Raw genomic sequence first — 25,323 nt, forward strand, 5'->3', positions numbered from 1 at the left:
ACGAGCACGGGGTCGCTGCTGGAGTCCATCTCGTGCACGCTGTGACGGACCTTGGTGAGCGCAACCGCCTTGTCGACGCCGGAGAGGTCGCCGTCGCCGCGGCGACGTGCAGCCGGGCCAGTGCCTGAGCCGGTGCGCTGGCCAGCAGTGCCGCCACGTGCTCGGTCTCGGCGGCAACCTGCACCGCTCCACGCAGTGTCTCCTCGAGGGGGCCAGGGTCGGTCGGCCAGGCCACGGCGCCCCGCATCAGGTCGCGCACCACGGACACGTCGAACTCGGCACCCTCGAGGGCCGCACTGGCCCGGGCGCCGCGGACGCGAGACTCGGCTGCCGCCTGGGGGATCCGGCGTCGGAGCGCCTGGTGCCAGCGCAGCTCGGTGCACACCTCGCGGGCGGCGTCGGTCGCCTCCGCCACCCCGGGCAGCTGCTGCAGAGCGCGGAGGGCGACGAGTGACTCGGTGAGCTCAGGCACCCGCCCAGCCTAGGGTTCGCTCATGCGACCTTCGGCCAACCTCACGGCGGTGCTGCTCGTGGTGCTCACCACACTCGTGCTCGCCGCTCTCGTCTGGGCGGCGACCCGGGTGGTCCGTCACCGCCGCCACCTCGAGGACCCGGTGGACCGGGCGACATACACCACCTTGCACACGGCCTCCCGTGCCGCGACCCACCTACGGGAGGGCCTGACCCCTAGCGCGGCCGCCCGTGCGGGTCGACACCTGCGCACTCTGCTCGGCACTCCGGCCATCGCGCTGTGCGACACCACGTCCACCCTCACCTGGGAGGGACAAGGCAGCCACCACCAGGAGGACGTCCTGCGGCACGCGGCCGACGTCCTGGCGACCGGGCGGACGGTGGTCCTGGGCCGCGGGGACCTCGACTGTGCCACTCCTGACTGCCCGGTGCGGCACGCGGTGCTCGCCCCGGTCGTGAGCGACGAGCACGTCGTCGGTGCCCTCGCGGCCTACGGGCGCACCGCGTCCACCGCCGTCACCCGCGCCACCGAGGAGCTCGCCGGCTGGGTGTCGTGCCAGGTGGAGCTGGCCGAGCTGGGGCGGCAGCGCACCCGGGCGATGGAGGCCGAGCTGCGCGCCCTGCGGGCCCAGATCAGCCCTCATTTCGTCTACAACTGCCTCGCGGCGATCGCCTCGTTCGTCCGGACCGAGCCCTCCCGCGCGCGCGAGCTGCTGCTGGAGTTCGCCGACTTCTCGCGCTACGCGTTCCGTCGGGGCGGCACCTTCACCACCCTGGCCGACGAGCTGACCAACATCGAGCGCTATCTGCGGCTGGAGCAGGCACGCTTCGGTGACCGGCTGCAGGTCTCCCTCCTCGTGGCGCCCGAGGTGCTCGCCGTGTCGCTGCCCTACCTGTCCATCCAGCCGCTGGTCGAGAACGCAGTGCGGCACGGGCTGGAGGGCAAGGAGGGCCCGGGCACGATCAACCTGACGGCCCGCGACGTCGGCTCGGAGGCGGAGATCGTGATCGAGGATGACGGCATCGGCAGCGACCCCGAAGTGGTCCGCATGGTGCTGGCCGGCGGGCCGGACGGCGACCACGTCGGCCTCGGCAACGTCGACGCGCGGCTGCGGCAGGTCTTCGGTGACGACCACGGTCTGGCCGTCGAGACGGCCGAGGGCGCCGGCACCCGGGTCAGCTTCCGCGTCCCGAAGTACTCGCCGGTGATCCGCTCCAGCACGTAGCCTTTCGGCCATGCCCCACCGAGGTCCCTCCCGATCGAGGGATGCCGCCGAGCCCACCCGCATCCCGCGGGCAGCGGCGCGGAAGGACGGCCTGCGCGCCCTCCTCGTGGACGACGAGCCGCCGGCGCTCGCCGAGCTCGACTACCTGCTCGGCCTCGAGCCGCGCATCCAGGTCGTGGCGACCGCCCGCAGCGGATCGGCTGCGCTGGAGTCCCTCGCCCACACCGCGGTCGATGTCGTGTTCTGCGACATCAAGATGCCCGGGCTCGACGGCATCGCGCTGGTCGAGGCACTCGGCCGGCTCCCGGTGCGGCCCCAGGTCGTGTTCGTGACCGCCTACGACGAGCACGCCGTGGACGCCTTCGACCTGCGGGCGACCGACTACGTCATGAAGCCTGTGCGCGCGGAGCGGCTGCAGGAGGCGGTCGACCGTGTGGTCGAGGCCCACCTGTCCGCCCGGGGCCGCGGCGACGAGGTCGGCGATGCGCCGGACGAGTCGATCCCGGTCGAGCTCGGGGGCGTGACGCGCTTCATCCTGCGTTCGCAGGTCCGCTACGCGCGCGCCCAGGGCGACTACGCCAGGCTGCACACCCGCGACGGCTCGCACCTGGTGCGGGTGCCCCTGTCGACCCTCGAGGAGCGCTGGGCGGCGGCGGGTTTCCTGCGCATCCACCGCAGCACGGTGGTCAACACCAGTGCCATCGACGAGGTGCGGGTCGACCGTGGCCGCGTGGCCGTGCGGATCGGGGACACCGAGCTGCAGGTCAGCCGCCGCCACGCCCGCGCCCTCCGGGACCGGATCGCCTCCCCGGCGGCGCTGCGTTCTCGGGCGCCCGACTGATGCCGGTGCGCGCGACCGAGCCGCCGGACGTCCCACGGCGGGTGCGGGTCACCTCTCCCCGGAGGAACGCCGTGGTGCGTGGGCCGCAACGCCCCGTCACGACCGACATCCGGGAACAGACCGGTCTGGGTGAGCTCTACATGCGCTCCCTCGTCCGCGCCCAGCTGCGGCTCTCCCTGACCGTCCTCGCGGCGACGGCCGTCGTCCTCTGTGGGCTTCCACTGGCCTTCCTGCTCGTGCCGGCCACCCAGACCGTCCACGTGTGGCGGATCCCCTTGCCCTGGCTGGTGCTCGGCGCCGCGGTCTATCCGGTGGTGCTGGCCGCCGCGCGATACTACGTGCGGCAGGCCGAGCGGCTCGAGCGCGAGTTCGTCGCCCTGGTGGAGCGCCAGTGAGCTCGCACTACGGGATCGTCGCGATCGTCGCGGTCTGCGCCCTGACCGCCGGGGTCGGCGCCTTCGGGCTGCGGCTGTCGCGCACCACGAGCGACTTCTACGTCGCGAGCCGAGCCGTCTCGCCCCGCCTGAACGCCTCCGCCATCGGCGGCGAATACCTCTCCGCCGCATCGTTCCTCGGCATCGCGGGGCTGATCTACTCCCGCGGCGCCGACATGCTGTGGTTCCCGGTCGGCTACACCGTCGGCTACCTCGTCCTGCTCGTCCTGATCGCCGCGCCGTTGCGGCGATCGGGCGCCTACACCGTCCCCGACTTCGCCGAGGCGCGACTGGACAGCCCACGGATCCGGCGGCTCTGCTCGGTGCTGGTCATCGGGATCGGCTGGCTCTACCTGCTGCCGCAGTTCCAGGGCGCCGGTCTGGCACTGCACGTGGTGACCGGCGCCCCGGCCTGGGTCGGCGGGTTGATCGTCGCGGTGGTAGTGCTGCTCAGCGTGGTGGCGGGCGGCATGCGCTCGATCACCTTCGTCCAGGCGGTGCAGTACTGGCTCAAGCTCACCGCGATCTGCATCCCCGCCTTCGTCCTGCTCATGCTGTGGCTGCGACAGGGCCAGCCCGCCCCGGTCGTCCTCAGCGAGCCGGGAGGCGGCGGATGGGCCCGCCCGCTCAGCGGATTCGGCGGCCAGGACCACCCGACATACTGGACCTACAGCACGTTGCTGGCCCTCTGTCTCGGCACGATGGGGCTGCCCCACGTGATCGTCCGCTTCTACACCAACCCGGACGGTCACGCGGCCCGCCGGACCACCTCGTGGGTGATCGGGTTGCTCGCCGCCTTCTACGTGTTCACGCCCCTGTATGGCGTGTGGGGGCGCGTCTGGCTGCCGCAGTTGCCGCACGGACTGCACCCCGACTCCGTGGTGCTGCTCCTGCCGTCGGCCGCCTCCCCCACCACCTTGGGTGACGTCCTGTCCGCGCTGCTGGCGGGCGGTGCCTTCGCGGCGTTCCTGTCGACCGCCTCCGGCCTGACCATCTCCGTCGCGGGTGTGCTCGACCAGGACCTGCTGCGGCCCAGACTGCACGCCTGGACCGGCGGGGATGCCATGTCGGTGCAAGGGTTTCGTGTCGCGGCCGTGCTCGGGATCCTGGTGCCCTACGGGCTCTCACTGGCCGGCGCGTCGGTGGCTCTCGCCAGCGCGGTGGGCCTGGCCTTCGCCGTCGCCGCGTCGACCTTCTGCCCCCTGCTGGTCCTCGGGGTGTGGTGGCGACGGCTGTCGACCGTCGGGGCGGCTGCCGGCCTCGGGATCGGCGGCACGCTGGCGCTCCTCGCCGTCTCGACGACGGTGCTGTTCGGCGTCCCGGCGGGCTGGCCCGGCGCCCTGCTGTCGCAACCCGCGGCCTGGACGGTGCCGATCACCTTCCTGGTGACGATCGTCGTCTCGCTCGCGACGCCGGACCGCGTGCCGCAGGGCACCGGACGGATGATGGTGCTGCTGCACGGTCCGGAGGGACTGGTCCTGCCGGCAACGCGAGGTGGATGACCGTTGGTCGAGGAATTTCGACCGTCCGTCGCGCCACGTCCCGTGAAGGGGTCCGCGCGAGCCCGCGCCGCCCCAGAGTGACCTTCGTCACCGGACTTCCCCGTGACTGACCACCCTGGAGGTTCCTCATGAGTGAGAGCGCTCCCCCGCTCGAAGATGCGGATCGCCGGTCGACCTACCTCGAGGTCCAGCGGTCCGAGGAGTTCGTGGACCTGCGCCGCCGGTTCCGCAAGTTCGTCTTTCCCATGACCGGGCTGTTCCTGGTCTGGTACTTCCTCTACGTCCTGCTCGCGGCGTTCGCCTCGGACTTCATGTCCACCAAGGTGTTCGGCAACGTCAACATCGGGCTGCTCCTCGGCCTCGGCCAGTTCGTCAGCACGTTCGTGATCACGACCCTCTACGTGCGCTGGGCGGACCGAGAGTTCGACCCGACCGCGGAGCGACTCCGTCACTCGATCGAAGGAGAGCAGCCGTGAGCGCCCTCGCCACGATGATGCCGACGCAGACGAACGTCGGAAGCCCCGGCATCAACATCACGATCTTCGTCGTCTTCGTCCTGATCACCCTCGCCATCGTCATCCGTGCCTCGCGCAACAACCGGTCGGCGGCCGACTTCTACGCGGGCGGCCGCGCGTTCACCGGCCCGCAGAACGGCATCGCGATCTCAGGCGACTACCTGTCCGCGGCGTCCTTCCTCGGCATCGCGGGCGCCATCGCGATCAACGGGTACGACGGGTTCCTCTACTCCATCGGCTTCCTCGTCGCCTGGCTGGTCGCGCTGCTGCTCGTGGCCGAGCTGCTGCGCAACACAGGCCGATTCACCATGGCCGACGTGCTCTCCTTCCGACTCCGGCAACGCCCGGTGCGGATGGCGGCGGCGATCTCGACCCTGGTGGTGTGCTTCTTCTACCTGCTGGCCCAGATGGTCGGCGCCGGTGGCCTGGTCGCCCTCCTGCTCGGCGTCGACGGTCGGACAGCGCAGAGCCTGGTGATCGCGATCGTCGGCATCATCATGGTCACCTACGTCCTCGTGGGCGGCATGAAGGGGACCACGTGGGTGCAGATCGTCAAGGCCGTGCTGCTCATCTTCGGTGCGGCCGTCATGACCATGTGGGTCCTCGGCAAGCACGGCGTCAACATCTCCACGCTGCTGCACCACGCGGTCACGGAGTCACCGGCCGGGGAGAAGATGCTCGAGCCCGGACTGAAGTACGGCGAGTCGACGCTCACCAAGATCGACTTCATCTCCCTGTCACTGGCGCTGGTGCTCGGCACGGCAGGGCTGCCGCACGTGCTGATGCGCTTCTACACCGTGCCCTCGAGCCGCGAGGCGCGCCGGTCGGTGCAGTGGGCCATCTGGCTGATCGGCCTGTTCTACCTGTTCACCCTGGTGCTCGGCTACGGCGCCGCAGCGCTGGTCGGCCCGGAGCGGATCCTCGGCGCGCCCGGTGCCGCCAACTCGGCCGCACCGCTGCTCGCCTTCGAGCTGGGTGGTGAGATCCTGCTGGGCCTGATCGCGGCGGTGGCGTTCGCGACCATCCTCGCCGTGGTGGCCGGCCTGACGATCACTGCCAGCGCGTCGTTCGCCCACGACATCTACAACAACGTCGTGAAGAAGGGCGAGGTCGGCGGTAAGGGTGAGGTGCGCATCGCCCGGATCACCGCCCTGGTGATCGGTGCGGTGGCCATCGTCGGCGGCATCTTCGCCAACGGGCAGAACATCGCGTTCCTGGTGGCCCTGGCCTTCGCGATCGCGGCCAGCGCCAACCTGCCGACGATCCTCTACTCGCTGTTCTGGGAGCGGTTCAACACCCGGGGCGCCCTGTGGAGCATCTACGGCGGGCTGATCTCGGCCATCACCCTGATCGCCTTCAGCCCGGTGGTCTCCGGCAAGCCGGCCGGCCCCGACGGCAACAGCACGTCGATGATCAAGGACGCGTCGGTCGACTTCAGCTGGTTCCCGCTGGACAACCCGGGCATCGTCTCGATCCCCCTCGGTTTCTTCCTCGGCTGGCTGGGCACCGTGACCAGCCGCGAGCGCTCCAGCGAGGAGAAGTTCGCCGAGATGGAGGTGCGTTCCCTGACCGGTGCCGGTGCGGAGAAGGCGGTGATCCACTGACACTCTGCACCAACTCCACTTGCTGCTGGGAGAAGGCGTCGTCCTTGACGCCTTCTCCCAGCAACTGGATTCGGGGCGGCGCGGTCAACCGGGCCCGTGCGGTGCGCGTGGAAGAGGTGTCCAAAGGAGGACGCCATGAAACTTCACCGCACAAGATCCCTCGTCCGCCCGCTCACCCTCGCGCTCGCCCTGACCGGGGCACCGGCCCTCGGGCTCGCCGTGTCCTCGGCGACCGCCGCTCCCGCTGTGGCCGCGCCATACTGCGGCATCGAGTGGGGCTCGCTCACCAAGTCGTGGACCCAGACCACCACCGCGTCGATCACCGACGTGCGCTCCGGTCGACACACCTGCTTCGACCGGCTCGTCATCGACCTCAGCGGCACCGACCGGCGCAGCGGCTACGTGGTGAAGTACGTCAGCAACGTGCTCGCCCAGGGCTCCGGTGCGATCGTCCCGCTGCGGGGCGGCGCCAAGCTCTCGATCACGGTCCACGCGCCGGCCTACAACTCCACCGGCCGGCCCACCTACACCCCGACCAAACGCACCGAGCTGGTGAACACCACGGGCTACTCGACCTTCCGGCAGGTCTCGTGGGGCGGCAGCTTCGAGGGTCAGACCACCATCGGCCTAGGGGTGCGGGCACGGTTGCCGTTCCGGGTGTTCACGCTGGCGGGAGCCCCGAACGGTGGTCACGGGAGCCGTGTGGTGATCGACGTGGCACACCGCTGGTGAGGAGCAGCTGACCGCAAACCCGTTGCCAAGTCTTGTCACGACGTTGGTCCCTCACAGACACACCTTCCGTCACACTGGTCCCAGGCAGTTGTCACTCCACCTTCCGGTGACGGCTGCGGCGGGCAGTCAGGGGTCCGCACACTGGTCGGTCCACCCGGCGGGGTCCAGGGTCCCGCCGGGTGGACGTCAATCCTCCCTCAGCGCGTGCCTGTGGTCGCGCTCCTCGCGGCTCGTCCCCGCAGCTCAGTGACGGCGACCTCGCGGCCGCAGTGTCACATGGGGCAGCGGAGGGGCCACCAGCCGCTCGGGACCCGGGTAGTGCGACACCTCGCCGAACCGCGGGTCGTGCCCGTTCCACTCCTGCCGCGCTCGCGCGATCTCGTCGTGGGTCCGGCCGACGAAGTTCCACCACATGACGATCTCCTCCTCGAAGGGCTCGCCCCCGAGGAGCAGCACCCGCGCGTCCGGCGAGAGCGTCACCTCGAGCGCGGAACGGTCGGTGCCGAGGTACATCGCCTGACCGGCGGTGACCTCGACCGGATGGCCCGCCTCGTCCGGCACCGTCGCTGACCCGCGCAGCGGCAACAAGAGGTGCTCGTATGCCGTGTCGAGCGGCAGGGTGCCCTCGCGCCGCTCCGCGGCCTCCGGCGCGAGGTCCGCGCCCACGAGAGGGGTCACGCCCTGTGCGGAGGCGGACACGTCGCCGACCCGGCCGACGAAGACCTGCGCGCTCAGCCCGTCCCGCGACCAGACGGGGGCTGGCTCGTGCAGCGTGAACGCGTGCTCGCCGTGCCTCGCGGCCTCGGGCAGCGCCACCCACAGCTGGGCGCCGTGCAGGACCGGCCCGTGGTCGTCGGGGGAGTTCTCGGAGTGCGCGATGCCGTGGCCGGCCGTCATGATGCCGACGCGGCCCGGCTCGACCAGCGCCGTCGTGCCGAGGCTGTCGCGGTGCAGGACCGTGCCCTCGACCAGCCAGCTGACGGTCTGCAGGCCGATGTGCGGGTGGGGAGGCACCGTCATACCCGTCTGTCCGGTGATGTCCCGCGGGCCGAACAGGTCGGCGAAGCACCAGGCCCCGACCATCCGCCGCTCGCGGTGCGGCAGCAACCGCAGCACCTCGTCGCGCGGGCTGATGCGGGCCCGGATGGCGTCGTAGACCGTGATTTCCCGGCCGTGCGGGTCCACGTCGTCGGTGCACTCCCGATAGACGTCGGCAATCGTGTTGCTCATCGAGCCAGCCTACGAGGGCTAGCGGCCGGCTGTCCGCTAGCGTGGGGCCCGGTGAGCCGGGAAGTCTGGTCGGCGTCCTCGTCACGGGCCTCGTGACGGCGTCGAACGACCCGTGAAGGACCCATGACCGCACCCCACGGAGACCACCCCACGAGGTTCTCCGCTCGCAGGTTCGCTCCGATACTTCGAGGGGGCCCCGCATGACCAAAGTGCCAAACCCGCGTCGCCTGCTGACCCGCTCGAGCTGGCCCGAGGCCCAGCGGATCGCCGGCGCGCTGCGGACCGAGACGGTCGGTGGGTCGCTGCTGCTCGTCGCGGCCCTCGTGGCCATCGTGTGGGCCAACACGCCGTGGGGCGACAGCTACTTCGCCCTGCGCGACCTCACCGTCGGGCCGGCGTCGTGGCACCTGGACCTCAGTCTCGGACAGTGGGCCTCCGACGGCCTGCTGGCGGTCTTCTTCTTCGTGGCGGGCCTCGAGCTGAAGCGTGAGTTCGTCGTCGGCGACCTCAACCAGCCGGCCAAGGCGGCGCTGCCGGTCGCGGCCGCCGCCTGCGGCGTGGCCATGCCGGCGGTGATCTTCGTCGCCATCGCGGGCACCATCGGCAACGGCGAGAGCGGCCTGCTGCGGGGCTGGGCCATCCCGACAGCCACGGACATCGCCTTCGCCCTCGCCGTGCTCGCGGTCCTCGGCACCCACCTGCCGTCCGGCCTGCGGTCCTTCCTGCTGACCCTGGCCGTGGTCGACGACCTCATCGCCATCACGATCATCGCGCTCTTCTACACCGACAGCCTCGATGTGGTGGCACTGTTGCTGGCGCTGGTGCCCCTGGCGTTGTTCGGGTTCCTGGTGCAGCGCAGGATCGACCGGTGGTGGCTGCTCGTGCCGCTGGCGCTGCTGGCCTGGGGACTGGTCCACGCTTCGGGGGTCCATGCCACGGTGGCGGGCGTCGTGCTCGGCATGCTCGTCCCCGTGCGGCCCCGGCAGGGCGGGCAGCATGCCGACCCGCACGCGCCGCCGGCACCGAGTCTCGCCGAGCGGTTCGAGGAGTGGCTGCACCCCTTCTCGGCGGGCTTCGCGGTGCCGGTCTTCGCCTTCATGGCCGCCGGCGTGCACGTGCTCGGCGGCGGCTTCACCGACGCCCTCCGCGACCCGGCCGCCATCGCGGTGGTGTGTGCGCTGGTGATCGGCAAGGTGATCGGGGTCTTCGGCGGGACGTGGGCCTTCTCACGGTTCACCCGGGCCCAGCTCGACAGTGACCTGGCGTGGTCGGATGTCTTCGGGCTCTCCCTGCTGGCGGGGATCGGGTTCACCGTGTCGCTGCTCGTCGGCGAGCTCGCCTACGGTGCCGGATCTCCGCACGACGAGCACGTCAAGCTCGCGATCCTCGTCGGCTCGACGCTCGCGGCCCTCCTCGCGGCAGTGGTGCTGCGCCGCCGCAACCGGATCTACCGCCGCATCCACGAGCTGGAGCAGCTCGACCTGGACGCGGACGGCATACCGGATGTCTACCAGCGGGACGACGAGGACTGAACCGGCCAGCGGAGCGCCGCGCTGCGCCGGGAGGCGGCACCCGGGAGAGCCGCGGGGGCGGCAACCGGCCCCGGAGGTGGATAGGGTCGGGGGTGCCCTGCGGACCGCAGGGTGGATCGCCCCCGCACGTCGAAGGAGAGGTCATGGCCACCACTGACAGCACCACGCCCGAACGAACCCTGGGGCAGCTCGTCGCCCAGGCCACCGAGGACGTCTCGTCGATCGTGCGCAGCGAGCTCGACCTCGCCAAGGCCGAGCTGAAGGCCGATGCGCTGAAGGCCGGCACCGGTGCGGGCATGCTGGGCGCGGCCGGGCTGGTGGCGCTCTACGCGCTCGGGCTGCTGTTCTTCGCGGCCGTCTACGGCATCGTCGCGGCCGGGCTGTCGCCCTGGCTGGCCTTCCTGATCATCGGCGTGGTCCTGCTGATCATCTGCGGCATCCTGGCCCTGATGGGCAAGGCCGCCCTCAGCAAGGTCCAGGGCAAGCCGAAGCGCACCATCAAGAACGCACAGGACACCATCGCGGCGGTCAAGCCCAGCAAGGAATCCAACGCCCGTTGACGACGACTCGGGGGTCGCGTGAACACTGACGGTGCGGGCATCTTCGTCGAGGGCCCCTGGGAGCACCGGCTCGTCCCGGCCAACGGCGCCCGATTCCACGTGGCCGAGCTCGGCCAGGGCCCGATGGTGCTGCTGCTGCACGGTTTTCCCGAGTTCTGGTGGGCCTGGCGGGCGCAGCTGCCGGCCCTGGCCGAGGCCGGGTACCGCGCCGTCGCCATGGACCTGCGCGGCTACGGCGGGTCCGACAAGCCGCCGCACGGCTACGACACCTTCACGCTGGCTGCCGACGCCGCCAGCGTCATCCGGTCCCTGGGCGCGGAGGACGCGGTCGTCGTGGGCCACGGCTGGGGAGGGTGGATCGGCTGGTCGATGCCCTCGATGCAGCCGGCTGTCACCCGCGCGGTCGCGGCACTCGGCATGCCGCATCCGCTGGCCTGGCGCCGCGCCTCCTACGCCGACCCGGCGCAGGTCCGCGCCAACGGTTACCTCGCCGGTCTCCAGCGACCGTTCGTCCCCGAGCGGCGGCTCTCGCGCAACAGCACGTATGTCGAGGGGTTCCTGCGCCGTTGGGCGGCGCCGGATGGTGGGTGGCCCCCTCCCGACGTGGTCGAGCGCTACGCGCACGCGATGGGCCTGCCCTTCGTCGCCCACAGCGCGGCGGAGTACTACCGCTGGCTGGTTCGCAGCCAGCTGCGCAGCGACGGACGGCGTTTCGTCAACCGGCTGCACCGCTCGGTGCGCGTGCCCGTGCTGCAGCTGCACGGGGAGCAGGACGGCGCCTTCGTGCCGTCGGCGGCGGCTGATTCGGGGGGATACGTCACCGGACCCTTCAACCAGCGGTTCCTCAGGGGCGCCGGACACTTCCTGCCGGAGGAGGCACCCGACGAGGTCAACCGCCGCCTCGTCGACTGGCTCGGCGCCCTTCCCCGATGACGTCGCGCCGCCGAGGTGACTGCCGGACGGAGGGGGTCAATCTTGATCTGCCGTGCCTGTCACCTGAGGTAGAAGCCTCCACCCCGAGCGAGCGCGGTCAGCGGGACACACAGGCACCGGTGTCGACCGGGACGTTCGCCGAGCCGGCTTTCTTCAGGACCCGCGCGGACTCCTGCATGGTCAGGGCGTAACCGGTGTCGGTGTCCTCGATCGACCGGGCGAAGACGGTGCCGACCACCTCACCGGACGGTGCGAGCAACGGGCCGCCCGAGTTGCCCGGCTGCACCTTCGCGGCAAGCGAGTAGACCTGTCGGCTCACGCCGGGGTTGCCGCGGATGTCGGCACCGCGTGCGGTGATGATGCCGCGGACCCGCGCCGGGGCGAGGCGGAACGGCCCGTCGAGCGGGAAGCCCGCCACGACGGCGCTGTCCGCCCGGTTGAGGTCCTTGCCGACTTTCATCGGCGGAGCCGGCAGCCCCGGCACCGACAGCACCGCGAGGTCGCGCCGTGGGTCGAAGACCACCGCCCGCCCGCTGTAGGAGCGGCCGGTGCCACCCACCTGCACCGCGACCTTGGTCATGCCGGCCACCACGTGGGCGTTGGTGACCACCTTGTCCGGTGCGACGACCCAGCCGCTGCCCTCCTGCCCGCGGTGGCATCGGTTGGACAGTCCGGTGATCTTGACGATCGACCCGGACGCGCGAGCGACGCCCGGGCCCCTGGTTGCCCCGTCGTCCGGCGGCGAGACCGGCAGGATCGGCTCCTGCTGCAGACCGTCGAAGACCCTCGGGAAGCCGTGCCGGTCGAGCACGTCCTGGAACCCGGCGAACCACCCACCGACCTGACCGGGGACGACCCGGTTGATGCCCTGCAGGACCTTGGACTGCGACACCGCTCGAGCGGCGGATCCGGGCAGCGCCCCCCGAGCGGCGCCCGCGAGGAACCACACGAAGACCGCCACCACCATCACGGAGGCGACGGCGCCGAGCGCGGCGTCGAGGTACCGCAGCGCCGGCGGGTGGACCATCCCCCGGATCCTCGCGCCGAGCGCCGACCCCAGCAGCTGGCCGAAGCTGGCCAGGATGAGGACTCCCGCGATGAGGACCAGGCTGCGCAGGAAGATGCTGTTGTCGACGGCTCGCGACTGGTGCACCAGCAGGGGCAGCAGCCACAACCCGAGCGCGCCGAAGACGAGGATGCCGGCGAGCGCGAACACGCTGGCGACCAGCCCGCGGCGGTAACCGGCCACGGCATACAGGACCAGCAGCGCGGCCAGCACCACGTCCAGGACGGCGTGGCTGCTCATGCCGCACCTCCACGCCCCGCGTGGTCGTTGCTCACCGGCGTCGGACCTCACGCTGTGCCGGCGGACCGTCGCCGAGCGCGCGCAACCACTCCGGCAGCGGCCGTCGCACGGTGTGGTCCCACTCGCGGTCAAGACCGGCCAGCTCGAGCACCTTGGAGAGCAGCCCGGCGGTGAAACCCCAGACGAAGAGGCCGTCGACCTCGAAACCAGGGCCCACGTAGCCGCTCGGGTGCGTGACGGTGAAACGCCGTGCCGGATCGGTCAGTTCGCGCAGGGGCGCACGGACCACGCGGGCGACCTCGCCCGTGTCCTGCACGCCGATCGGCGACTGCCGGGCCCACCAGGCGAGCACGGGCGTGACGACGTACCGGCTTGGCTGGAGGAACAACTGCGGCAGCTTTGCCACGACCTCGACCCCGTCGGACCGCAACCCGACCTCCTCCTCGGCCTCGCGCAGCGCCGCCGAGACCGGCCCGTCGTCCTCCGGGTCCACCGAGCCGCCCGGGAAGGACACCTGACCCGGGTGCGAGCGCATGGTGTGGGCGCGCTCGGTCAGCACCACGTCCTCGCCCCCGGCCGCGTCGGGTCCGAAAAGCATCAGCACCGCGGACTCGCGGCCGCCCTCCTCCGGCGGGAGGAACCGGCTGAACCAGCTCGGCGGGACCTGCCCGATCTGGCCCCGCAGCCGGTCCATCCACTCCGGCACCGGAGCCCGGGCGGCGTCGCTCACCGCGGCGCCAGCTCGAACTTGAGCAGCTTGGCCGCCTTGTCGGGGTCGGTCTCGCCGATGCCGTATGACGGGCACCAGCGGGCCACGGGGCAGGCGCCGCAGGCCGGGCGCTTGGCGTGGCAGGTGCGTCGCCCGTGGAAGATCAGCACGTGCGACAGCATGGTCCAGTCCTTCTTGGGGAAGAGCGCACCGACCTCGTGCTCGACCTTGACCGGGTCCTCCTCCAGCGTGAAGCCCAGGCGCCGCGACAGCCGGCCGAAGTGCGTGTCGACGGTGATGCCGGGCACGCCGAACGCGTTGCCCAGCACCACATTTGCGGTCTTGCGGCCGACGCCGGGCAGCGTGACCAGGTCCTTCAGGCGCGCGGGCACCTCACCGTCGAACCGGTCGACCAGTGCGTCGCCCAGCTTGATCAGCGAGTTCGTCTTGGCGCGGTAGAAGCCGGTCGACTGGATGATCGTCTCCAGCTCGGTGCGGTCGGCGCCCGCGTAGTCGGCGGCCGAGCGGTAGTGCGCGAAGAGGGTCGGCGTGACCAGGTTGACGCGCACGTCGGTGGTCTGCGCGGACAGGATGGTCGCCACGAGAAGCTCCAGCGGAGTGGAGAAGTCGAGCTCGCAGTGGGCGTCGGGGTAGCGCTCGTGCAGGAGCCGGTAGACCTTGCGGGCGCGGCGGGTCAGGGCGACCGGGGACTCCCCCGTGGGCGTGGCGGGCGATTCGGCGGCGGTGGCAGACACCTCACCAGATTAGACGCCGGATCCGACCATCACGGCCGCACCATGGCAGACTGACGCCCGTGGATCTCGATGTGGTGAGAAATGCGCCCTTGTTCGCAGGCCTCGACGACGAGGCCGCGTCCGCCCTGCTGGGGTCGATGTCCCGGACCCGTCTCGAGCGCGGCGACGTGCTCTTCCGCGAGGGCGACCAGGGCGACCGGCTCTACGTCATCGGCGAGGGCAAGATCAAGCTCGGCCGCACCAGCAAGGACGGCCGCGAGAACCTCCTGGCGATCCAGGGCCCCGGCGAGCTCTTCGGCGAGCTGAGCCTGTTCGACCCCGGACCGCGCACCGCCACGGCGTCGGCGATCGCCGAGACCCAGCTGCTCGGCCTGGGCCATGAGGACCTCAACGACTACCTGGCGGGGCGCCCGGCCGTCGCCACCGCCATGCTCGCAGCCCTGGCCCGCCGGCTGCGCCGCACCAACGACATCCTGGCCGACCTGGTCTTCACCGACGTGCCCGGCCGCGTCGCCAAGGCACTGCTCGACCTGTCCACCCGGTTCGGCCGCCGCTCCGAGGACGGCGTGCTGGTCGCCCACGACCTCACCCAGGAGGAGCTCGCGCAGCTCGTCGGCGCCTCCCGCGAGACGGTCAACAAGGCGCTCGCCGACTTCGCCACGCGCGGCTGGCTCAAGCTCGAGGCCCGCGCCGTCACGCTGATCGACGTCGAGCGGCTCCAGCGCCGCGCCCGCTGACCATCACCGACGCGCACTCGGTCCTGCTGGTGCCGGTCCCGCCGCTCGAACCGGTGGTCCGGCCGCCGCTGGAGCGATGGGCGCCGGACTACCTGCACGCCGACCCCGACACGGTGCACGCGCACATCACCCTGCTCGGCCCGTTCCTGCCGCGCGAGGAGCTGACGCCTGAGGTCCTGGACGATTTGTGCGGCTTCTTCGCCGGGGTCGTGCCGTTTCGCTTCGAGCTCGCCCGGCTCGGCCGCTTCCCCGGCGACGGCCTGGTGCACCTCGTGCCCGAACCGACCGACCCGTTCCGCGCCCTCACCTCGGAGCTGTGGCGGCGCTGGCCGCAGTGTCCGCCCTACGGCGGCAGGTTCGCGGACGTCATACCGCATCTGTCGATCGACCACGCGGCCACGCCGGACGAGCTGGCCGAGCTGACCGCCGGCGTGGCGCCCTTCGTCCCGGTGACCGTCACCGCCGTTGCGGCCGAGTTGTACTGGTACGAACCGCACCGCAGCCGCTCACTGGCCCGCTTCCCCTTTGCCAGCGGCTAGCGAGCACCGGTGCCAGCGCTCTGATCCCGCTCTCGGCGGCCGCATCCAGGATGCGCTCGGTGCTCGAACCGCGTGGCAGCTGCACCCGCTCGACCGCCTCGCGGAAGGGGGTGCGGGCCGGTCCTCCTCAGTCGGGGCGCGCGAAGCGGCGTCTCAGCTGCAGGAGCATCGGCACGGCCACCCCGATCACGATGAGCACCAGCAGGGTCAACGAGATCGGCCGGTCGATGAAGGTCGTCCAGTCGCCGGCCGAGATCCGAAGCGCACGCCGCAGGTTCAGCTCCAGCAGCGGCAGGAGAACGGCCGCAAGGATCGCCGGCGTCAACGGAAAGCCGTTCTCCTGCAGGAAGTAGCCCATCAGCCCGATGACGAGGAGCAGCATCAGCGAGAAGAAGCTGAAGGTCAGCGCGTAGGCCCCGAGCATGACGAACGCGATCACGCCGCTGTAGAGCAACGGCGGAGGCACCTTCAGCAGCTTCACGAACAGGCGGACCATTGGCAGGTTGAGCACCAGGAGCATGGCGTTGCCGATGAGCATGCTCGCCACGATGGTCCAGACGAGGTCACCGTCGGTCTGGAAGAGCTGCGGACCGGGTTGGAGACCGTACATCTGGAAGACGAAGAGCAGCAGCGCGGTCGTGGCCGATCCCGGGATGGCCAGCGCCAGCATGGGCACCATGGCGCCGCCGACACCGGCGTTGTTGGCGGTCTCCGGCCCGGCCACGCCCTCGATGGCGCCGTGGCCGAACTCGGCGCGGCGCTCGTCCCTGGCCCGTCGGCCGAGCGTGCGCTCCACCGAGTAGGAGGCGAAGGAGCCGAGGGTGGGACCGAGTCCCGGCATGACGCCGGCGACGAAGCCGATCAGCGTGCCCCGCGCATAGGGACCGCTCGACCGGCGCAAGTCCCTCTTGTTCATCCACGCTCGCTGGATGGCGAGGGCGTGCGACGGGTGTCGCTCTCCGACGGCGAGGTTGCGGATCGCCTCCGGAATGGCGAACAGCGCCATCGCGAGCAGGGCGATGTCGATGCCGTCCGAGAGCTGGATGCTCCCGAAGGTCCACCGCGCCACCGAGTCCTGCGGGTCCATGCCGACCAGACCGACGCACATCCCGAACAACACCGAGATCAGGGCCTTCAACCTCGAACCGGACATCAACGAGGTCGTGAGGGCCAGTGCGCCCACGAGCAGGACCGCGTACTCGGGCGCACCGAAGGAGGTCGAGACGTCGACCAGCACGGGCGAGAGAAACACCAGGCCGAGGACGGCCAGGGAGCCGCCGATGAAGGATCCGACGGCGGAGGTGGCGAGGGCCGGCCCAGCGTGTCCACGCTTGGCCATCTCGTAGCCCTCCAGGGCCGTGACCGCCGACGCCACCTCCCCCGGCGTGCGGATGAGGATGGAGGTGATGGATCCGCCGTACATGGCGCCGTAGTAGACACCGCACAACAGGATCAGCCCGGCGGCCGGATCCAGCCCGAAGGACAGCGGGATGAGCAGCGCGATGGCCGTGATCGGCCCCAGGCCCGGCAGCACACCGACGATCGTCCCGATCAGGACGCCGACGAAGACGAATAGGAGGTTGGTCGGTGTGACGGCCCCGGCGAGGCCGGACAGCAACGAGTTCAGCGCATCCATACCAGTGGTCCGATCAGCCGAGGATGCCCGCCGGCAGCTGGACTGCCAGCAGTCGGGTGAAGGCGTAGTAGACGATCACCGCGAAGAGGACCGCGAAGGCCAGGTTGCGCTTCCAGCGGGCCCGGTCGATCACGGTGACCATGGCCGCCAGGTAGAGGGCGGTGGACACCATGTAGCCCAGCGGGATGAAGATCAGCGCGTAGCCGATGAACATCGCCACGACGACCACGAGCCGGCGTGGAGGGACCGGCGGCTCGTCGGGGAGCACGAGCTCCCCGACGTCCTCGGCGTCGCCGTAGTGCATGAGTTCCCGCTCGATCCCCATGACCCGCACCCGGCGCAGGCCCAACCCGACGAGGAGCAGACCGCTCACGATGAGCATCACGCTGAGGGCGACCGGCAGGGTCCTCGGACCGATGCCGAGGTCCTTGCCCGTCGTCTCGATGTGGAGCGCGAAGACCAGCAGCACCGCACCGACGACGGCGACCACGAGGCCCGACGAGACGTCGGAGCGCCCGGACCGGTGCTCCGTTGTAGGAGCCTCGCTCTCTAACGTCGCCGTCATGAGTTGCCGGTCTTGGCCATCGCGTCCTCCACCTGCTGGTTGGTGGACTTCAGGTAGGTGTTCATCTCGTCGCCGGTCATGAACGTCGTCTCCCACTGGTTCTTCTTGGCGGCCTTCTTCCACGAGTCGGAGTTCACGGCCTTCTTCAGCGCCTTCTTCCAGTAGGTGACCGCGTAATCGGGCATACCGGGAGGCCCGTAGATCCCCCGCCAGTTCGACAGGGTGACGTCATAGCCCTGCTCCACCGAGGTGGGGACGTCGGGCAGTCCCTTGAGCCGCTTCTCGCCGACCACTGTCAGCGCCCTCAGCTTGCCGGACTCGATGAGCGGCAGGAACTCGCTCGTGCCGGCGATGGCCACCTTGATGTCACCGGAGAGCAGCGCGGCGCTCTGCTCGCCACCGCCGTCATAGGCGACAAAGTTGATCTTGGAGGCTTCGCCACCGGCCGCGTCGACGAGCAGGGCAAACGGCAGCTGGTCGTCCGACGCCGCCCCCACGGGCACCGACTTCGGGTCCTTGACCACGGCATCGAGCACCGACTTCAGGTCCTTGTACTTCGAGTCCGCGCTGGTGACGACCACGAAGTACTCGGACAGCAGCCGACAGATCATGGTGACGTCGTCGTAGTTGTACTTCGACTGCGCCCGCGCCTTGTTGGTCATCATCACCAGGGACGTGACCGACACCTGATCGTCGGCCTCCTTCTTGCGTTCGACCATCTGCGCGAGCCAGACGGCCGACGCCGCGCCCGGGTGGTTCTCGATCGGCATGGGGGCATCGACGATCTTCTCCTTCTGCAGCACGTCGACGAGAGTGCGCATCGTGAGGTCGAAGCCGCTGCCGGGATCGGCACCAACACTCATCTGGACGGGTCCCTTGGGGTAGTCGTCGGTGCTGCCCTCGGCGGACGAGCTCGAGCAGCCGGAGAGCGCGAGGCCGCTCACGACCGCTGCTGCGAGGAATCGGGTCTTCAACACGGGTCATCTCCATGATCTGTGCCTGTGCCGGCACGGCTTGGTGGTGGGAGGTGGTGCGCACTGCCGAGACTCAGGAGACCTCCCTTCGCCTGCCGGTCGTGGGCATGGTCGGTCGGCGCCGGCTCTCGTAGTCGGCGATGCGGGCGGTGTGGTGCTCGGTGAGGGAGACGTCGTCCAGGCCGTGCATCAGCCGCCACCTGGCGTGGCTGTCGATCTCGAACGGCACGGCCAAGCTGGCGGCGCGAACCTGTTTGGCGCCCAGGTCGATCGTCACGGCGAGGGAGGGATCGCGCTCGATCAGCTCCCACAGAGCCTTCGTGGCCGCTTCGTCCACGGTGACCGGGAGCAGACCGTTGGACAAAGCGTTGCCGTAGAAGATGTCGCCGAATCTCGGGCTGAGCACCGCCTTGAACCCGCGGCCGGTGAGGGCCCACACTGCGGACTCGCGCGACGAACCGATGCCGAAGTCGGTGCCGGCGACCAGGATCGACGCATCGGTGAATCGGGGGTCGTTCAGCACGAAGTCGGGGTCGTCCCGCCAGTCGTTGAACAGGTTCTCCCCGTATCCGGCGATGCTGCTGCGGGTCAGGAAGCGGACCGGGATGATCTGGTCGGTGTCGACGTTGGTCCGCCTCAACGGAACCGCGCGGCCCACGTGCACGGTGAACGGCTCCATCACGCCTCCAGGTCTTCCGGCGAACACAGCCGTCCGGCCACCGCACTGGCGGCCGCCACGGCAGGGGACACGACGTGGGTCCGGGATCCCTTGCCCTGTCTGCCTTCGAAGTTCCGGTTGTTGGTGGAGGCAGCACGTTGCCCGGCACGCAACCGGTCCTCGTTGACCGCCGCACACATCGAACAGCCGGGGTAGCGCAGCTGGATCCCGGCCTTCTCGAAGACGCGGTCCAGCCCCTCGTCCATGGCCTGCCGGCGCACCGATTCGGAGCCGGGCACCAGCACGACCTCGACGCCATCGGCGACCGAGCGTCCATCGAGCACTTCGGCAGCCGCCCGCAGGTCCTCGATCCGACCGTTGGTGCAGGAACCGATGAAGACGGCGTCGACGCCGATGTCGCGCATGGCGGTCCCGGGCGCCAGTCCCATGTAGTCCAGGGCTCGTCGAGCGGCCTGCCGGGCCGCGGGGTCATCCAGCTCCGCGGGATCGGCAACGACCCCGTCGAGGCGGACGCTCTGCGCAGGGTTGGTGCCCCAGGTGACGAAGGGGGACAACGTGCTGGCGTCGAACACCACCTCGCGGTCGAAGACAGCACCGGGATCAGTGCGGAAGGTGCGCCACTCGGCGAGCTCAACCTTCCAGTCCGCGCCGGTCGGTGCGTGCGGCCGTCCCTTCAGGTAGGCGAAGGTCGTCTCGTCTGGGGCGACCATGCCCGCGCGGGCCCCGGCCTCGACGGACATGTTGCAGACCGTCATCCGCCCCTCCATCGACAGTCCCTCGATGGCTGAGCCGCAGTACTCGATGACGTGACCCTGTCCTCCGGCCGTGCCCACCTCGTGGATCAGGGCGAGGACGAGGTCCTTGGTGGAGACCCCAGCCGGCAACGCACCGTTCACCGTCACCCGCATGTTCTTCATCCGGCCCATGCGCAGTGTCTGCGTGGCCAGGACGTGCGCGACCTGCGACGTCCCGATGCCGAAGGCCAGCGCCCCGAAGGCTCCCTGGGTGGTGGTGTGCGAGTCGCAGCACACGATGGTCATCCCGGGTTGCGCCAGGCCGAGCTCGGGCGCGATGACGTGCACGATGCCCTGCCGCTCGTCGCCGAGTCGGTGCAACTCGATGCCGAACTGCTCGCAGTTGCTGCGCATCAGCTCGACCTGGTGCCGCGCCGCGTGGTCCTCGATGACCTTGGTGATGTCCTTGGTCGGCGTGTTGTGGTCTTCTGTGCCGAGCGTGAGGTCCGGCCGCCGGACCGTCCGCCCGGACTCACGCAGCAGGTCGAAGGAGACGGGCGTGTTGAGCTCGTGCAGCAGGTGCAGGTCGATGTAGAGGAGGTCCGGCTCACTCTCGGCCTGCCGGACGACGTGGCTGTCCCACACCTTGTCGGCGAGCGTTCTGGGCCCAGCAGAAGCCGTCACGAGGACGCCGCCTCGCGAAGGATCTGGCGCTCGGGAGCCTTGTGCAGGCGCCACGACGGGTCGGCCCTCTCGAAGGAGCTCTCCAGGCGGTGCTGGACCGCCGGCCGGACCTGGTCGCGGGCAATCCGGATCACGGCGTCGAGGTCGACACCGGTCTCGATCCCGAGGAGCGACAGCATGTGCACCAGCTCCTCGGTGGCGATGTTGCCGGTGGCGCCCGGCGCGTAGGGGCAGCCCCCCAGGCCACCGACGGAGGAGTCGAAGTCGGTGACGCCGGCAGCCAGGCCCGCGAGCACGTTGGCCATGCCGAGCCCGCGCGTATTGTGCAGGTGCAGCGTGATTCCCGTGTCTGGGAAGGCGGCTCGAAGCCGCTTCGACAGATCGAAGACGTGCGACGGATCGGCCAGTCCGGCGGTGTCGGCGAGGGTCACGTGGTTGACACCTGCCTCGGCGAAGAGCTCGACGACCCATGCGACCCGCTCGAAGCTGGTGCGCCCCTCGAAGGGGCAGCCCAGGGCGGTCCCCATGCCGCCGACCAGCGAGATGCCATTTTCGTGACCGAGCTCGATGGCCGGTCGGAGCCGGTCCATGCACTCGGCGGTGGTGCAGTTGGCGTTGGCGAGACTGTGCGCGTCGGTGGAGGAGAGCATCAGCTCCCACACGGTCGCGTCGAACTCCAGCGCGCGTTGGGCCCCCTTCAGATTGGGGACCAGCACGGAGTAGGTGACGCCCTCGGCCGGCGTGTACCGGGCCATCACCTCCGCAGCATCCGACAACTGTGGGACGGCATCGGGACGGACGAACGACGTGAGCTGCACCGCCGGGAGCCCGGCCGCTGACAGCGCGTCGATGATCGCCACCTTGTCGGAGGTCTCGATCGTCGTCGTCTCGAGCTGGAACCCGTCACGTGGTCCCACCTCCTGGATGCGCACACGCTCGGGCAGCTCGAAGGGCAGGGGGTCACGGCCCGCCGCCTCGCCGGCATACCGTTGCGCCTCGCTCAGCGTGGACATCAGACGATTCCTCTCTCGCGCAGGCTCTCGATCTCTTCCTGGGGGATTCCCAGCTCTTTGAGGACGGAGTCGGTGTGCTCTCCGAGGCCGGGCCCGGCGCTCCGGACGTTGCCCGGGTTCTCGCTGAACTTGGGCACCACTCCGGGCAGCTTGATCTCGCCCAGCTGGGGATGCGTCACCTCGACGAGCATCTCCCGTGCCGCGTAGTGCGGGTCGGAGAAGATGTCCTCGGCGCTGTAGATCGGGGAGTGGGGGACGCTGAAGTCGTCCAGGACCTGCGTCAGCTCCGCCCTGGTCCGTTGCCCGGTCCACTCGGACAGGATGCGGTTCATCTCCTCGCGCCGGTCGAGCCGCGCGCGATTGGTGGAATACCGGGGGTCGGTCAGCATGTCCGCCCGGTCCATGGCCTCGGCCAGCCGACGGAAGGTGTGCTCGGTGCTCGTGACGATGACCAGCCACTGCCCGTCCTTGGTCTCGTAGATCCCGGCAGGCGAGGATGCGGCGAGCTCGTTGCCGGTGCGTTCGCGCACCTGGTGCAGCACGTCATACTCGGCCACGACGACCTCGAGCATCCGGAAGATCGACTCGTAGAGCGCGACATCCACCTCTTCAGGGGGTCCGCCGGCGACGCGCAGCTGGTAGATGGCCGCGAGCGCCCCCATCGCCGCATACATGCCGGTCAGGTAGTCGACCAGGGAGACCGAGGGCAGGACAGGGGGCCGGTCGGGGAATCCGCTGATGTGCGCATAGCCGCTGTATGCCGTTGCAGGAGTGCCGAACCCGGCCTTGCCCTTGTTGGGTCCGGTCTGTCCGTAGCCGCTCACGCGCACGATCACGAGGTCGGGGTTCGTCGACCGGAGCCGCTCGGTGGGCAGGCCCCACTTGTCTAGGGTGCCCGGGCGGAAGTTCTCGATGAGAACGTCCTGCTGGGCGAGCAACTGACAGAGGATCTCCTGGCCCGCCGGCGTCCGCAGGTCCAGGGTCATGCTGCGTTTGTTGCGCGCGGATGCCGCCCACGTCAGGGAGACGTCCCCCTTGAACGGGCCCAGGGCGCGGAGCGGGTCACCCGTGCCCGGCATCTCGACCTTCAGCACATCGGCCCCCATGTCGCCGAGCAGGGCGGCCGCGAACGGGCCGGCGAAGACGGTGGCGATGTCGAGGACCCGGAGGCCGCGGAGTGGCCCGGTCACCGTACGGTCTCCGCGGCATCGACCACGTCGTCGGAGAACCCGAGCGCGAGCGAGACTGCCGACCCACACTCGCGGGCGCGGGCGATCGCGTCGGATCGGTGCGCCTCCTCGGCGAATCGGGTCGCGGTGGACGACACGATGACAGCAGCCACAACATCACCTATTCGATCGAAGACGGGGACGGACACTGCGGACGTCTCAGGGTCGCGTTCGCCCCGGCTGAACTCCCAGCCCTGTCGGCGCACCACGCGAAGGCGCCGGCGGTAGGCCTGGGGACTCCACGGGGGCCGTCCGGCGGGATGGTTCTCCTCCGAGCTTCGCCGAGCCAGCACCATGGCCTCCTCCTCATCCATCCAGGCGAGGAGGACTCGGCTGGACGCGCCGACGTGGATCGGGAGCGGCACGCCGATCTCCCCCATGGTCCGGACGGTTCGGTGGCCCACGATCATCTCGATCGGGACGCGCGTGTAGCCGGTCCGGATCTGCAGTTCGACGGTTTCCCCTGTGTCATCGCGCAGTTCCTTCATGAAGGGCAGCGCGACCCGGCGTGCCTCGACGCCTTCGGTCGCCTTCGCACCGAGCCTGATCAGTCCGGCACCGAGTCGGTAGCCGCCTCGCCCGGGAGCGAGGAGCCGGTGTTCCGCCATCCCGGCCATGAGCCGGTAGGCCGTGGGGACCGATATCCCGAGCCGTTCAGCGATCTCGGAGGGTTCGAGCCGCGTCGTGCCGTCGGGGAAGGCAGCAAGGATCGCCATCACCTTGTCGAGGACGCCGACTCCACTCATGTTTCTCCATTATTTGGAAGGTGCTTCCAACTAGTGGAGGGGATAGTACATACTCACCTTTGCCAGCGCACCCCCTACCGGGCAGTTTCTTTGGTCCCCCCGGGAGGCGCTGCAGCGCCGGCGGCCGACAGTCACAGCCATTGCGGAGGGCGTGAGCGCCACCGCAGGAAGCGAGAAGTCCATGTCCAAGTCACACCCGCGCGAGTGGGAGATCCATCACGAGGTCCCGCGGCCTGATGCGGAGATCGTGAAACAGCTCAGCGCCTATCCGACGACGCAGATCGCCGACTCGGGAGGTCCGGTCAGCGTGCTGGGTCCCGGCATCGCCCACCGGTGCGGTGAGGTGGACGTCTGCGGGCCTGCAACCACGGTGTGGACCCGCCCGGGTGACATCCTCTTTCCGCTGAAGTCAACGGATCTCGTCCAGTCGGGAGATGTCCTGGTGATCGACGGCGGGGGGCGACTGGACGCTGCGCTGGTGGGCGACGTCGTCTCCGCCACGCTGCTCGCCGCGGGGTGTCGGGGGGTCGTCGTGGACGGCGTCATCCGCGACGTGGAGGGCATTGAGGAAGTGGGCTTGCCCGTGTATGCCCGGGGCGCCCATCCCGCGACAGGTTCGGGCGAGGGGCCGGGCGCCATCAACGTGCCCATCCAATGCGGTGGCGTCCTCGTGCGGCCTGGCGATGTGGTGCGGGCAGACCGCAGCGGAGTGGTGGTGATCCCCGGGGACAGGGTGGGGGAGGTCCTCGAGAAGACCCGAGCAGTGGACCAGCGGGAGGCGAAGTGGCGGGCCGCCATCAACGGCGGCGCCACCCTGCCCGCGGCCACGGGAATCGACGCACGGATCGCCGAGCTCCGCGATGTCACCAAGGCCCCGAGGGGCTGACGCGCCTACCGATCCCGCAGGTAGTCGAGCTGGGCGAGGACACTGAGCCGGGCGGCCGGCCAGACCTCGCGGGGCACATCGGCATACACCCGCTCCACGACGGCGTCGGCGACGTCGGGTGCCTGTGCGGCACCGGCCGCGAGCGCGTCCCGCACCTGGTCGAGTCGTTCCCGACGGTGGTCGAGGTACCACCGCACCGTGCCCGCCGCGTCCGACACGGTGGGGCCGTGGCCCGGGGCGATCGAGGTCACCTCACCGCTGCCGGTCATCGCCTCGAGCCGCCCCAGCGACGAGAGGTATGCCGCGAGCTCGCCATCGGGGTGTGCCACCACCGTGCTCCCCCGGCCGAGCACCGTGTCACCGGTGAGCAGCAGGTTCTCCGCAGGCAACAGGAAGGACAGCGAGTCGGCGGTGTGACCCGGGGTGGCGACCACGACGATCTCCAGGCCTCCGACGCGCACCCGGTCGCCGTCGCGCAGGTCGTCGTGGCCGGCGCCGATGGCGCGCACCGGCGCCCGCGTCAGCTCGGCGAACCGGTCGGCCGACTCGGC

The 25,323-nt window shown here is 70.3% G+C and carries 26 protein-coding genes and 1 pseudogene; 13 read left to right on the plus strand and 14 right to left on the minus strand.

Going from position 1 to position 25,323, the window contains the following annotated elements:
• Window positions 1–472: pseudogene (locus tag FRW57_RS04030) on the minus strand (hypothetical protein); the annotation flags it as partial.
• Window positions 473–494: 22 nt separating this feature from the next.
• Here FRW57_RS04030 and FRW57_RS04035 point away from each other — a divergent pair.
• The 7 genes from FRW57_RS04035 (at window position 495) to FRW57_RS04065 (ending at window position 7,325) form a co-directional block, all read left to right on the plus strand.
• Window positions 495–1,697 (plus strand): sensor histidine kinase, encoded by a 1,203-nt coding sequence (locus FRW57_RS04035; protein ID WP_152185384.1) that lies wholly within the window; start codon window positions 495–497, stop codon window positions 1,695–1,697.
• Between the two features lie 10 nt (window positions 1,698–1,707).
• Window positions 1,708–2,538: a LytR/AlgR family response regulator transcription factor gene (locus FRW57_RS04040; RefSeq protein WP_152185385.1), complete on the plus strand. Its 831-nt coding sequence runs from the start codon at window positions 1,708–1,710 to the stop codon at window positions 2,536–2,538.
• Between the two features lie 5 nt (window positions 2,539–2,543).
• Entirely contained in the window at window positions 2,544–2,933 is a 390-nt protein-coding gene (locus FRW57_RS04045; RefSeq protein ID WP_238999291.1) for a hypothetical protein, read from the plus strand.
• Entirely contained in the window at window positions 2,930–4,474 is a 1,545-nt protein-coding gene (locus tag FRW57_RS04050; RefSeq protein ID WP_137120393.1) for a sodium/solute symporter, read from the plus strand. The genes FRW57_RS04045 and FRW57_RS04050 overlap by 4 nt, the downstream gene beginning before the upstream one ends.
• 128 nt (window positions 4,475–4,602) lie before the next feature.
• On the plus strand, window positions 4,603–4,950 hold the full coding sequence (locus FRW57_RS04055; protein ID WP_137120392.1) for a DUF485 domain-containing protein: 348 nt from the start codon (window positions 4,603–4,605) through the stop codon (window positions 4,948–4,950).
• Between the two features lie 14 nt (window positions 4,951–4,964).
• Entirely contained in the window at window positions 4,965–6,593 is a 1,629-nt protein-coding gene (locus FRW57_RS04060) for a solute symporter family protein (protein ID WP_137120510.1), read from the plus strand.
• A gap of 135 nt (window positions 6,594–6,728) precedes the next feature.
• Complete coding sequence (locus FRW57_RS04065) at window positions 6,729–7,325, plus strand: AMIN-like domain-containing (lipo)protein (protein WP_137120391.1); 597 nt, start codon at window positions 6,729–6,731, stop codon at window positions 7,323–7,325.
• A 243-nt stretch (window positions 7,326–7,568) separates the two neighbouring features.
• Here the strand turns inward: FRW57_RS04065 and FRW57_RS04070 are convergent, their stop codons facing one another.
• Complete coding sequence (locus FRW57_RS04070) at window positions 7,569–8,555, minus strand: pirin family protein (RefSeq protein WP_152185387.1); 987 nt, start codon at window positions 8,553–8,555, stop codon at window positions 7,569–7,571.
• Between the two features lie 200 nt (window positions 8,556–8,755).
• Between FRW57_RS04070 and nhaA the strand changes: the two genes are divergently transcribed.
• The 3 genes from nhaA (at window position 8,756) to FRW57_RS04085 (ending at window position 11,580) form a co-directional block, all read left to right on the plus strand.
• Window positions 8,756–10,087 (plus strand): Na+/H+ antiporter NhaA, encoded by a 1,332-nt coding sequence (gene nhaA / locus FRW57_RS04075; RefSeq protein WP_152185388.1) that lies wholly within the window; start codon window positions 8,756–8,758, stop codon window positions 10,085–10,087.
• Window positions 10,088–10,230: 143 nt separating this feature from the next.
• Window positions 10,231–10,647 (plus strand): phage holin family protein, encoded by a 417-nt coding sequence (locus FRW57_RS04080; protein ID WP_137120388.1) that lies wholly within the window; start codon window positions 10,231–10,233, stop codon window positions 10,645–10,647.
• A gap of 18 nt (window positions 10,648–10,665) precedes the next feature.
• Window positions 10,666–11,580 (plus strand): alpha/beta fold hydrolase, encoded by a 915-nt coding sequence (locus FRW57_RS04085; protein WP_137120387.1) that lies wholly within the window; start codon window positions 10,666–10,668, stop codon window positions 11,578–11,580.
• Window positions 11,581–11,677: 97 nt separating this feature from the next.
• Here FRW57_RS04085 and FRW57_RS04090 read toward each other — a convergent pair whose 3' ends face one another.
• The 3 genes from FRW57_RS04090 to nth are packed head-to-tail and all read right to left on the minus strand — an operon-like array spanning window position 11,678 to window position 14,350.
• Window positions 11,678–12,886 (minus strand): MarP family serine protease, encoded by a 1,209-nt coding sequence (locus FRW57_RS04090; RefSeq protein WP_152185389.1) that lies wholly within the window; start codon window positions 12,884–12,886, stop codon window positions 11,678–11,680.
• A 31-nt stretch (window positions 12,887–12,917) separates the two neighbouring features.
• On the minus strand, window positions 12,918–13,616 hold the full coding sequence (locus FRW57_RS04095) for an NUDIX hydrolase (protein ID WP_338055351.1): 699 nt from the start codon (window positions 13,614–13,616) through the stop codon (window positions 12,918–12,920).
• Window positions 13,613–14,350, minus strand: a complete 738-nt coding sequence (gene nth / locus FRW57_RS04100; protein ID WP_137120385.1) for an endonuclease III — start codon at window positions 14,348–14,350, stop codon at window positions 13,613–13,615. Before nth ends, FRW57_RS04095 begins: the two co-directional genes overlap by 4 nt.
• A gap of 59 nt (window positions 14,351–14,409) precedes the next feature.
• Between nth and FRW57_RS04105 the strand changes: the two genes are divergently transcribed.
• Window positions 14,410–15,087: a Crp/Fnr family transcriptional regulator gene (locus FRW57_RS04105; RefSeq protein ID WP_137120384.1), complete on the plus strand. Its 678-nt coding sequence runs from the start codon at window positions 14,410–14,412 to the stop codon at window positions 15,085–15,087.
• A 29-nt stretch (window positions 15,088–15,116) separates the two neighbouring features.
• Entirely contained in the window at window positions 15,117–15,626 is a 510-nt protein-coding gene (locus tag FRW57_RS04110; RefSeq protein WP_162308136.1) for a 2'-5' RNA ligase family protein, read from the plus strand.
• A gap of 127 nt (window positions 15,627–15,753) precedes the next feature.
• On the opposite strand, the gene FRW57_RS04115 is transcribed toward FRW57_RS04110, so the two are convergent.
• The 8 genes from FRW57_RS04115 to FRW57_RS04150 form a co-directional block, all read right to left on the minus strand.
• A complete protein-coding gene (locus FRW57_RS04115; RefSeq protein WP_137120382.1) occupies window positions 15,754–17,262 on the minus strand; it encodes a tripartite tricarboxylate transporter permease in 1,509 nt (502 codons plus the stop codon).
• Window positions 17,263–17,275: 13 nt separating this feature from the next.
• Window positions 17,276–17,827: a tripartite tricarboxylate transporter TctB family protein gene (locus FRW57_RS04120; RefSeq protein WP_152185390.1), complete on the minus strand. Its 552-nt coding sequence runs from the start codon at window positions 17,825–17,827 to the stop codon at window positions 17,276–17,278.
• Entirely contained in the window at window positions 17,824–18,804 is a 981-nt protein-coding gene (locus FRW57_RS04125) for a Bug family tripartite tricarboxylate transporter substrate binding protein (RefSeq protein ID WP_137120380.1), read from the minus strand. The genes FRW57_RS04120 and FRW57_RS04125 overlap by 4 nt, the downstream gene beginning before the upstream one ends.
• Before the next feature lie 70 nt (window positions 18,805–18,874).
• Window positions 18,875–19,480, minus strand: a complete 606-nt coding sequence (gene leuD, locus FRW57_RS04130) for a 3-isopropylmalate dehydratase small subunit (protein WP_152185391.1) — start codon at window positions 19,478–19,480, stop codon at window positions 18,875–18,877.
• On the minus strand, window positions 19,480–20,898 hold the full coding sequence (gene leuC / locus FRW57_RS04135; RefSeq protein ID WP_152185392.1) for a 3-isopropylmalate dehydratase large subunit: 1,419 nt from the start codon (window positions 20,896–20,898) through the stop codon (window positions 19,480–19,482). The genes leuD and leuC overlap by 1 nt, the downstream gene beginning before the upstream one ends.
• Entirely contained in the window at window positions 20,895–21,911 is a 1,017-nt protein-coding gene (locus FRW57_RS04140) for a hydroxymethylglutaryl-CoA lyase (RefSeq protein ID WP_152185393.1), read from the minus strand. The genes leuC and FRW57_RS04140 overlap by 4 nt, the downstream gene beginning before the upstream one ends.
• On the minus strand, window positions 21,911–23,101 hold the full coding sequence (locus FRW57_RS04145; RefSeq protein ID WP_137120376.1) for a CaiB/BaiF CoA transferase family protein: 1,191 nt from the start codon (window positions 23,099–23,101) through the stop codon (window positions 21,911–21,913). The genes FRW57_RS04140 and FRW57_RS04145 overlap by 1 nt, the downstream gene beginning before the upstream one ends.
• The gene (locus tag FRW57_RS04150) at window positions 23,098–23,886 is read right to left on the minus strand and encodes an IclR family transcriptional regulator (RefSeq protein WP_152185394.1); all 789 of its coding nucleotides are present in this window, start codon (window positions 23,884–23,886) and stop codon (window positions 23,098–23,100) included. The genes FRW57_RS04145 and FRW57_RS04150 overlap by 4 nt, the downstream gene beginning before the upstream one ends.
• Before the next feature lie 181 nt (window positions 23,887–24,067).
• Here FRW57_RS04150 and FRW57_RS04155 point away from each other — a divergent pair, with 181 nt between their 5' ends.
• Window positions 24,068–24,772, plus strand: a complete 705-nt coding sequence (locus tag FRW57_RS04155; protein ID WP_137120374.1) for an RraA family protein — start codon at window positions 24,068–24,070, stop codon at window positions 24,770–24,772.
• A gap of 5 nt (window positions 24,773–24,777) precedes the next feature.
• On the opposite strand, the gene FRW57_RS04160 is transcribed toward FRW57_RS04155, so the two are convergent.
• Window positions 24,778–25,323: MBL fold metallo-hydrolase (locus tag FRW57_RS04160; protein ID WP_152185395.1), on the minus strand; the 546-nt coding region annotated here is incomplete at its 5' end.

Origin of the sequence: Segeticoccus rhizosphaerae (assembly GCF_009192725.1) — a bacterium.
In the GTDB taxonomy this organism is placed as follows: Bacteria; Actinomycetota; Actinomycetes; order Actinomycetales; family Dermatophilaceae; genus Segeticoccus; species Segeticoccus rhizosphaerae.

Bases quoted from the DNA above. Each gene is read 5' to 3' on its own strand.
- FRW57_RS04035 (WP_152185384.1), top strand. From the start codon at position 495: ATGCGACCTTCGGCCAACCTCACGGCGGTGCTGCTCGTGGTGCTCACC.
- FRW57_RS04040 (WP_152185385.1), top strand. From the start codon at position 1,708: ATGCCCCACCGAGGTCCCTCCCGATCGAGGGATGCCGCCGAGCCCACC.
- FRW57_RS04055 (WP_137120392.1), top strand. From the start codon at position 4,603: ATGAGTGAGAGCGCTCCCCCGCTCGAAGATGCGGATCGCCGGTCGACC.
- FRW57_RS04060 (WP_137120510.1), top strand. From the start codon at position 4,965: ATGATGCCGACGCAGACGAACGTCGGAAGCCCCGGCATCAACATCACG.
- FRW57_RS04065 (WP_137120391.1), top strand. From the start codon at position 6,729: ATGAAACTTCACCGCACAAGATCCCTCGTCCGCCCGCTCACCCTCGCG.
- FRW57_RS04070 (WP_152185387.1), bottom strand. From the start codon at position 8,555: ATGAGCAACACGATTGCCGACGTCTATCGGGAGTGCACCGACGACGTG.
- nhaA (WP_152185388.1), top strand. From the start codon at position 8,756: ATGACCAAAGTGCCAAACCCGCGTCGCCTGCTGACCCGCTCGAGCTGG.
- FRW57_RS04080 (WP_137120388.1), top strand. From the start codon at position 10,231: ATGGCCACCACTGACAGCACCACGCCCGAACGAACCCTGGGGCAGCTC.
- FRW57_RS04090 (WP_152185389.1), bottom strand. From the start codon at position 12,886: ATGAGCAGCCACGCCGTCCTGGACGTGGTGCTGGCCGCGCTGCTGGTC.
- FRW57_RS04115 (WP_137120382.1), bottom strand. From the start codon at position 17,262: ATGGATGCGCTGAACTCGTTGCTGTCCGGCCTCGCCGGGGCCGTCACA.
- FRW57_RS04120 (WP_152185390.1), bottom strand. From the start codon at position 17,827: ATGACGGCGACGTTAGAGAGCGAGGCTCCTACAACGGAGCACCGGTCC.
- leuD (WP_152185391.1), bottom strand. From the start codon at position 19,480: ATGGAGCCGTTCACCGTGCACGTGGGCCGCGCGGTTCCGTTGAGGCGG.
- FRW57_RS04140 (WP_152185393.1), bottom strand. From the start codon at position 21,911: ATGTCCACGCTGAGCGAGGCGCAACGGTATGCCGGCGAGGCGGCGGGC.
- FRW57_RS04150 (WP_152185394.1), bottom strand. From the start codon at position 23,886: ATGAGTGGAGTCGGCGTCCTCGACAAGGTGATGGCGATCCTTGCTGCC.
- FRW57_RS04155 (WP_137120374.1), top strand. From the start codon at position 24,068: ATGTCCAAGTCACACCCGCGCGAGTGGGAGATCCATCACGAGGTCCCG.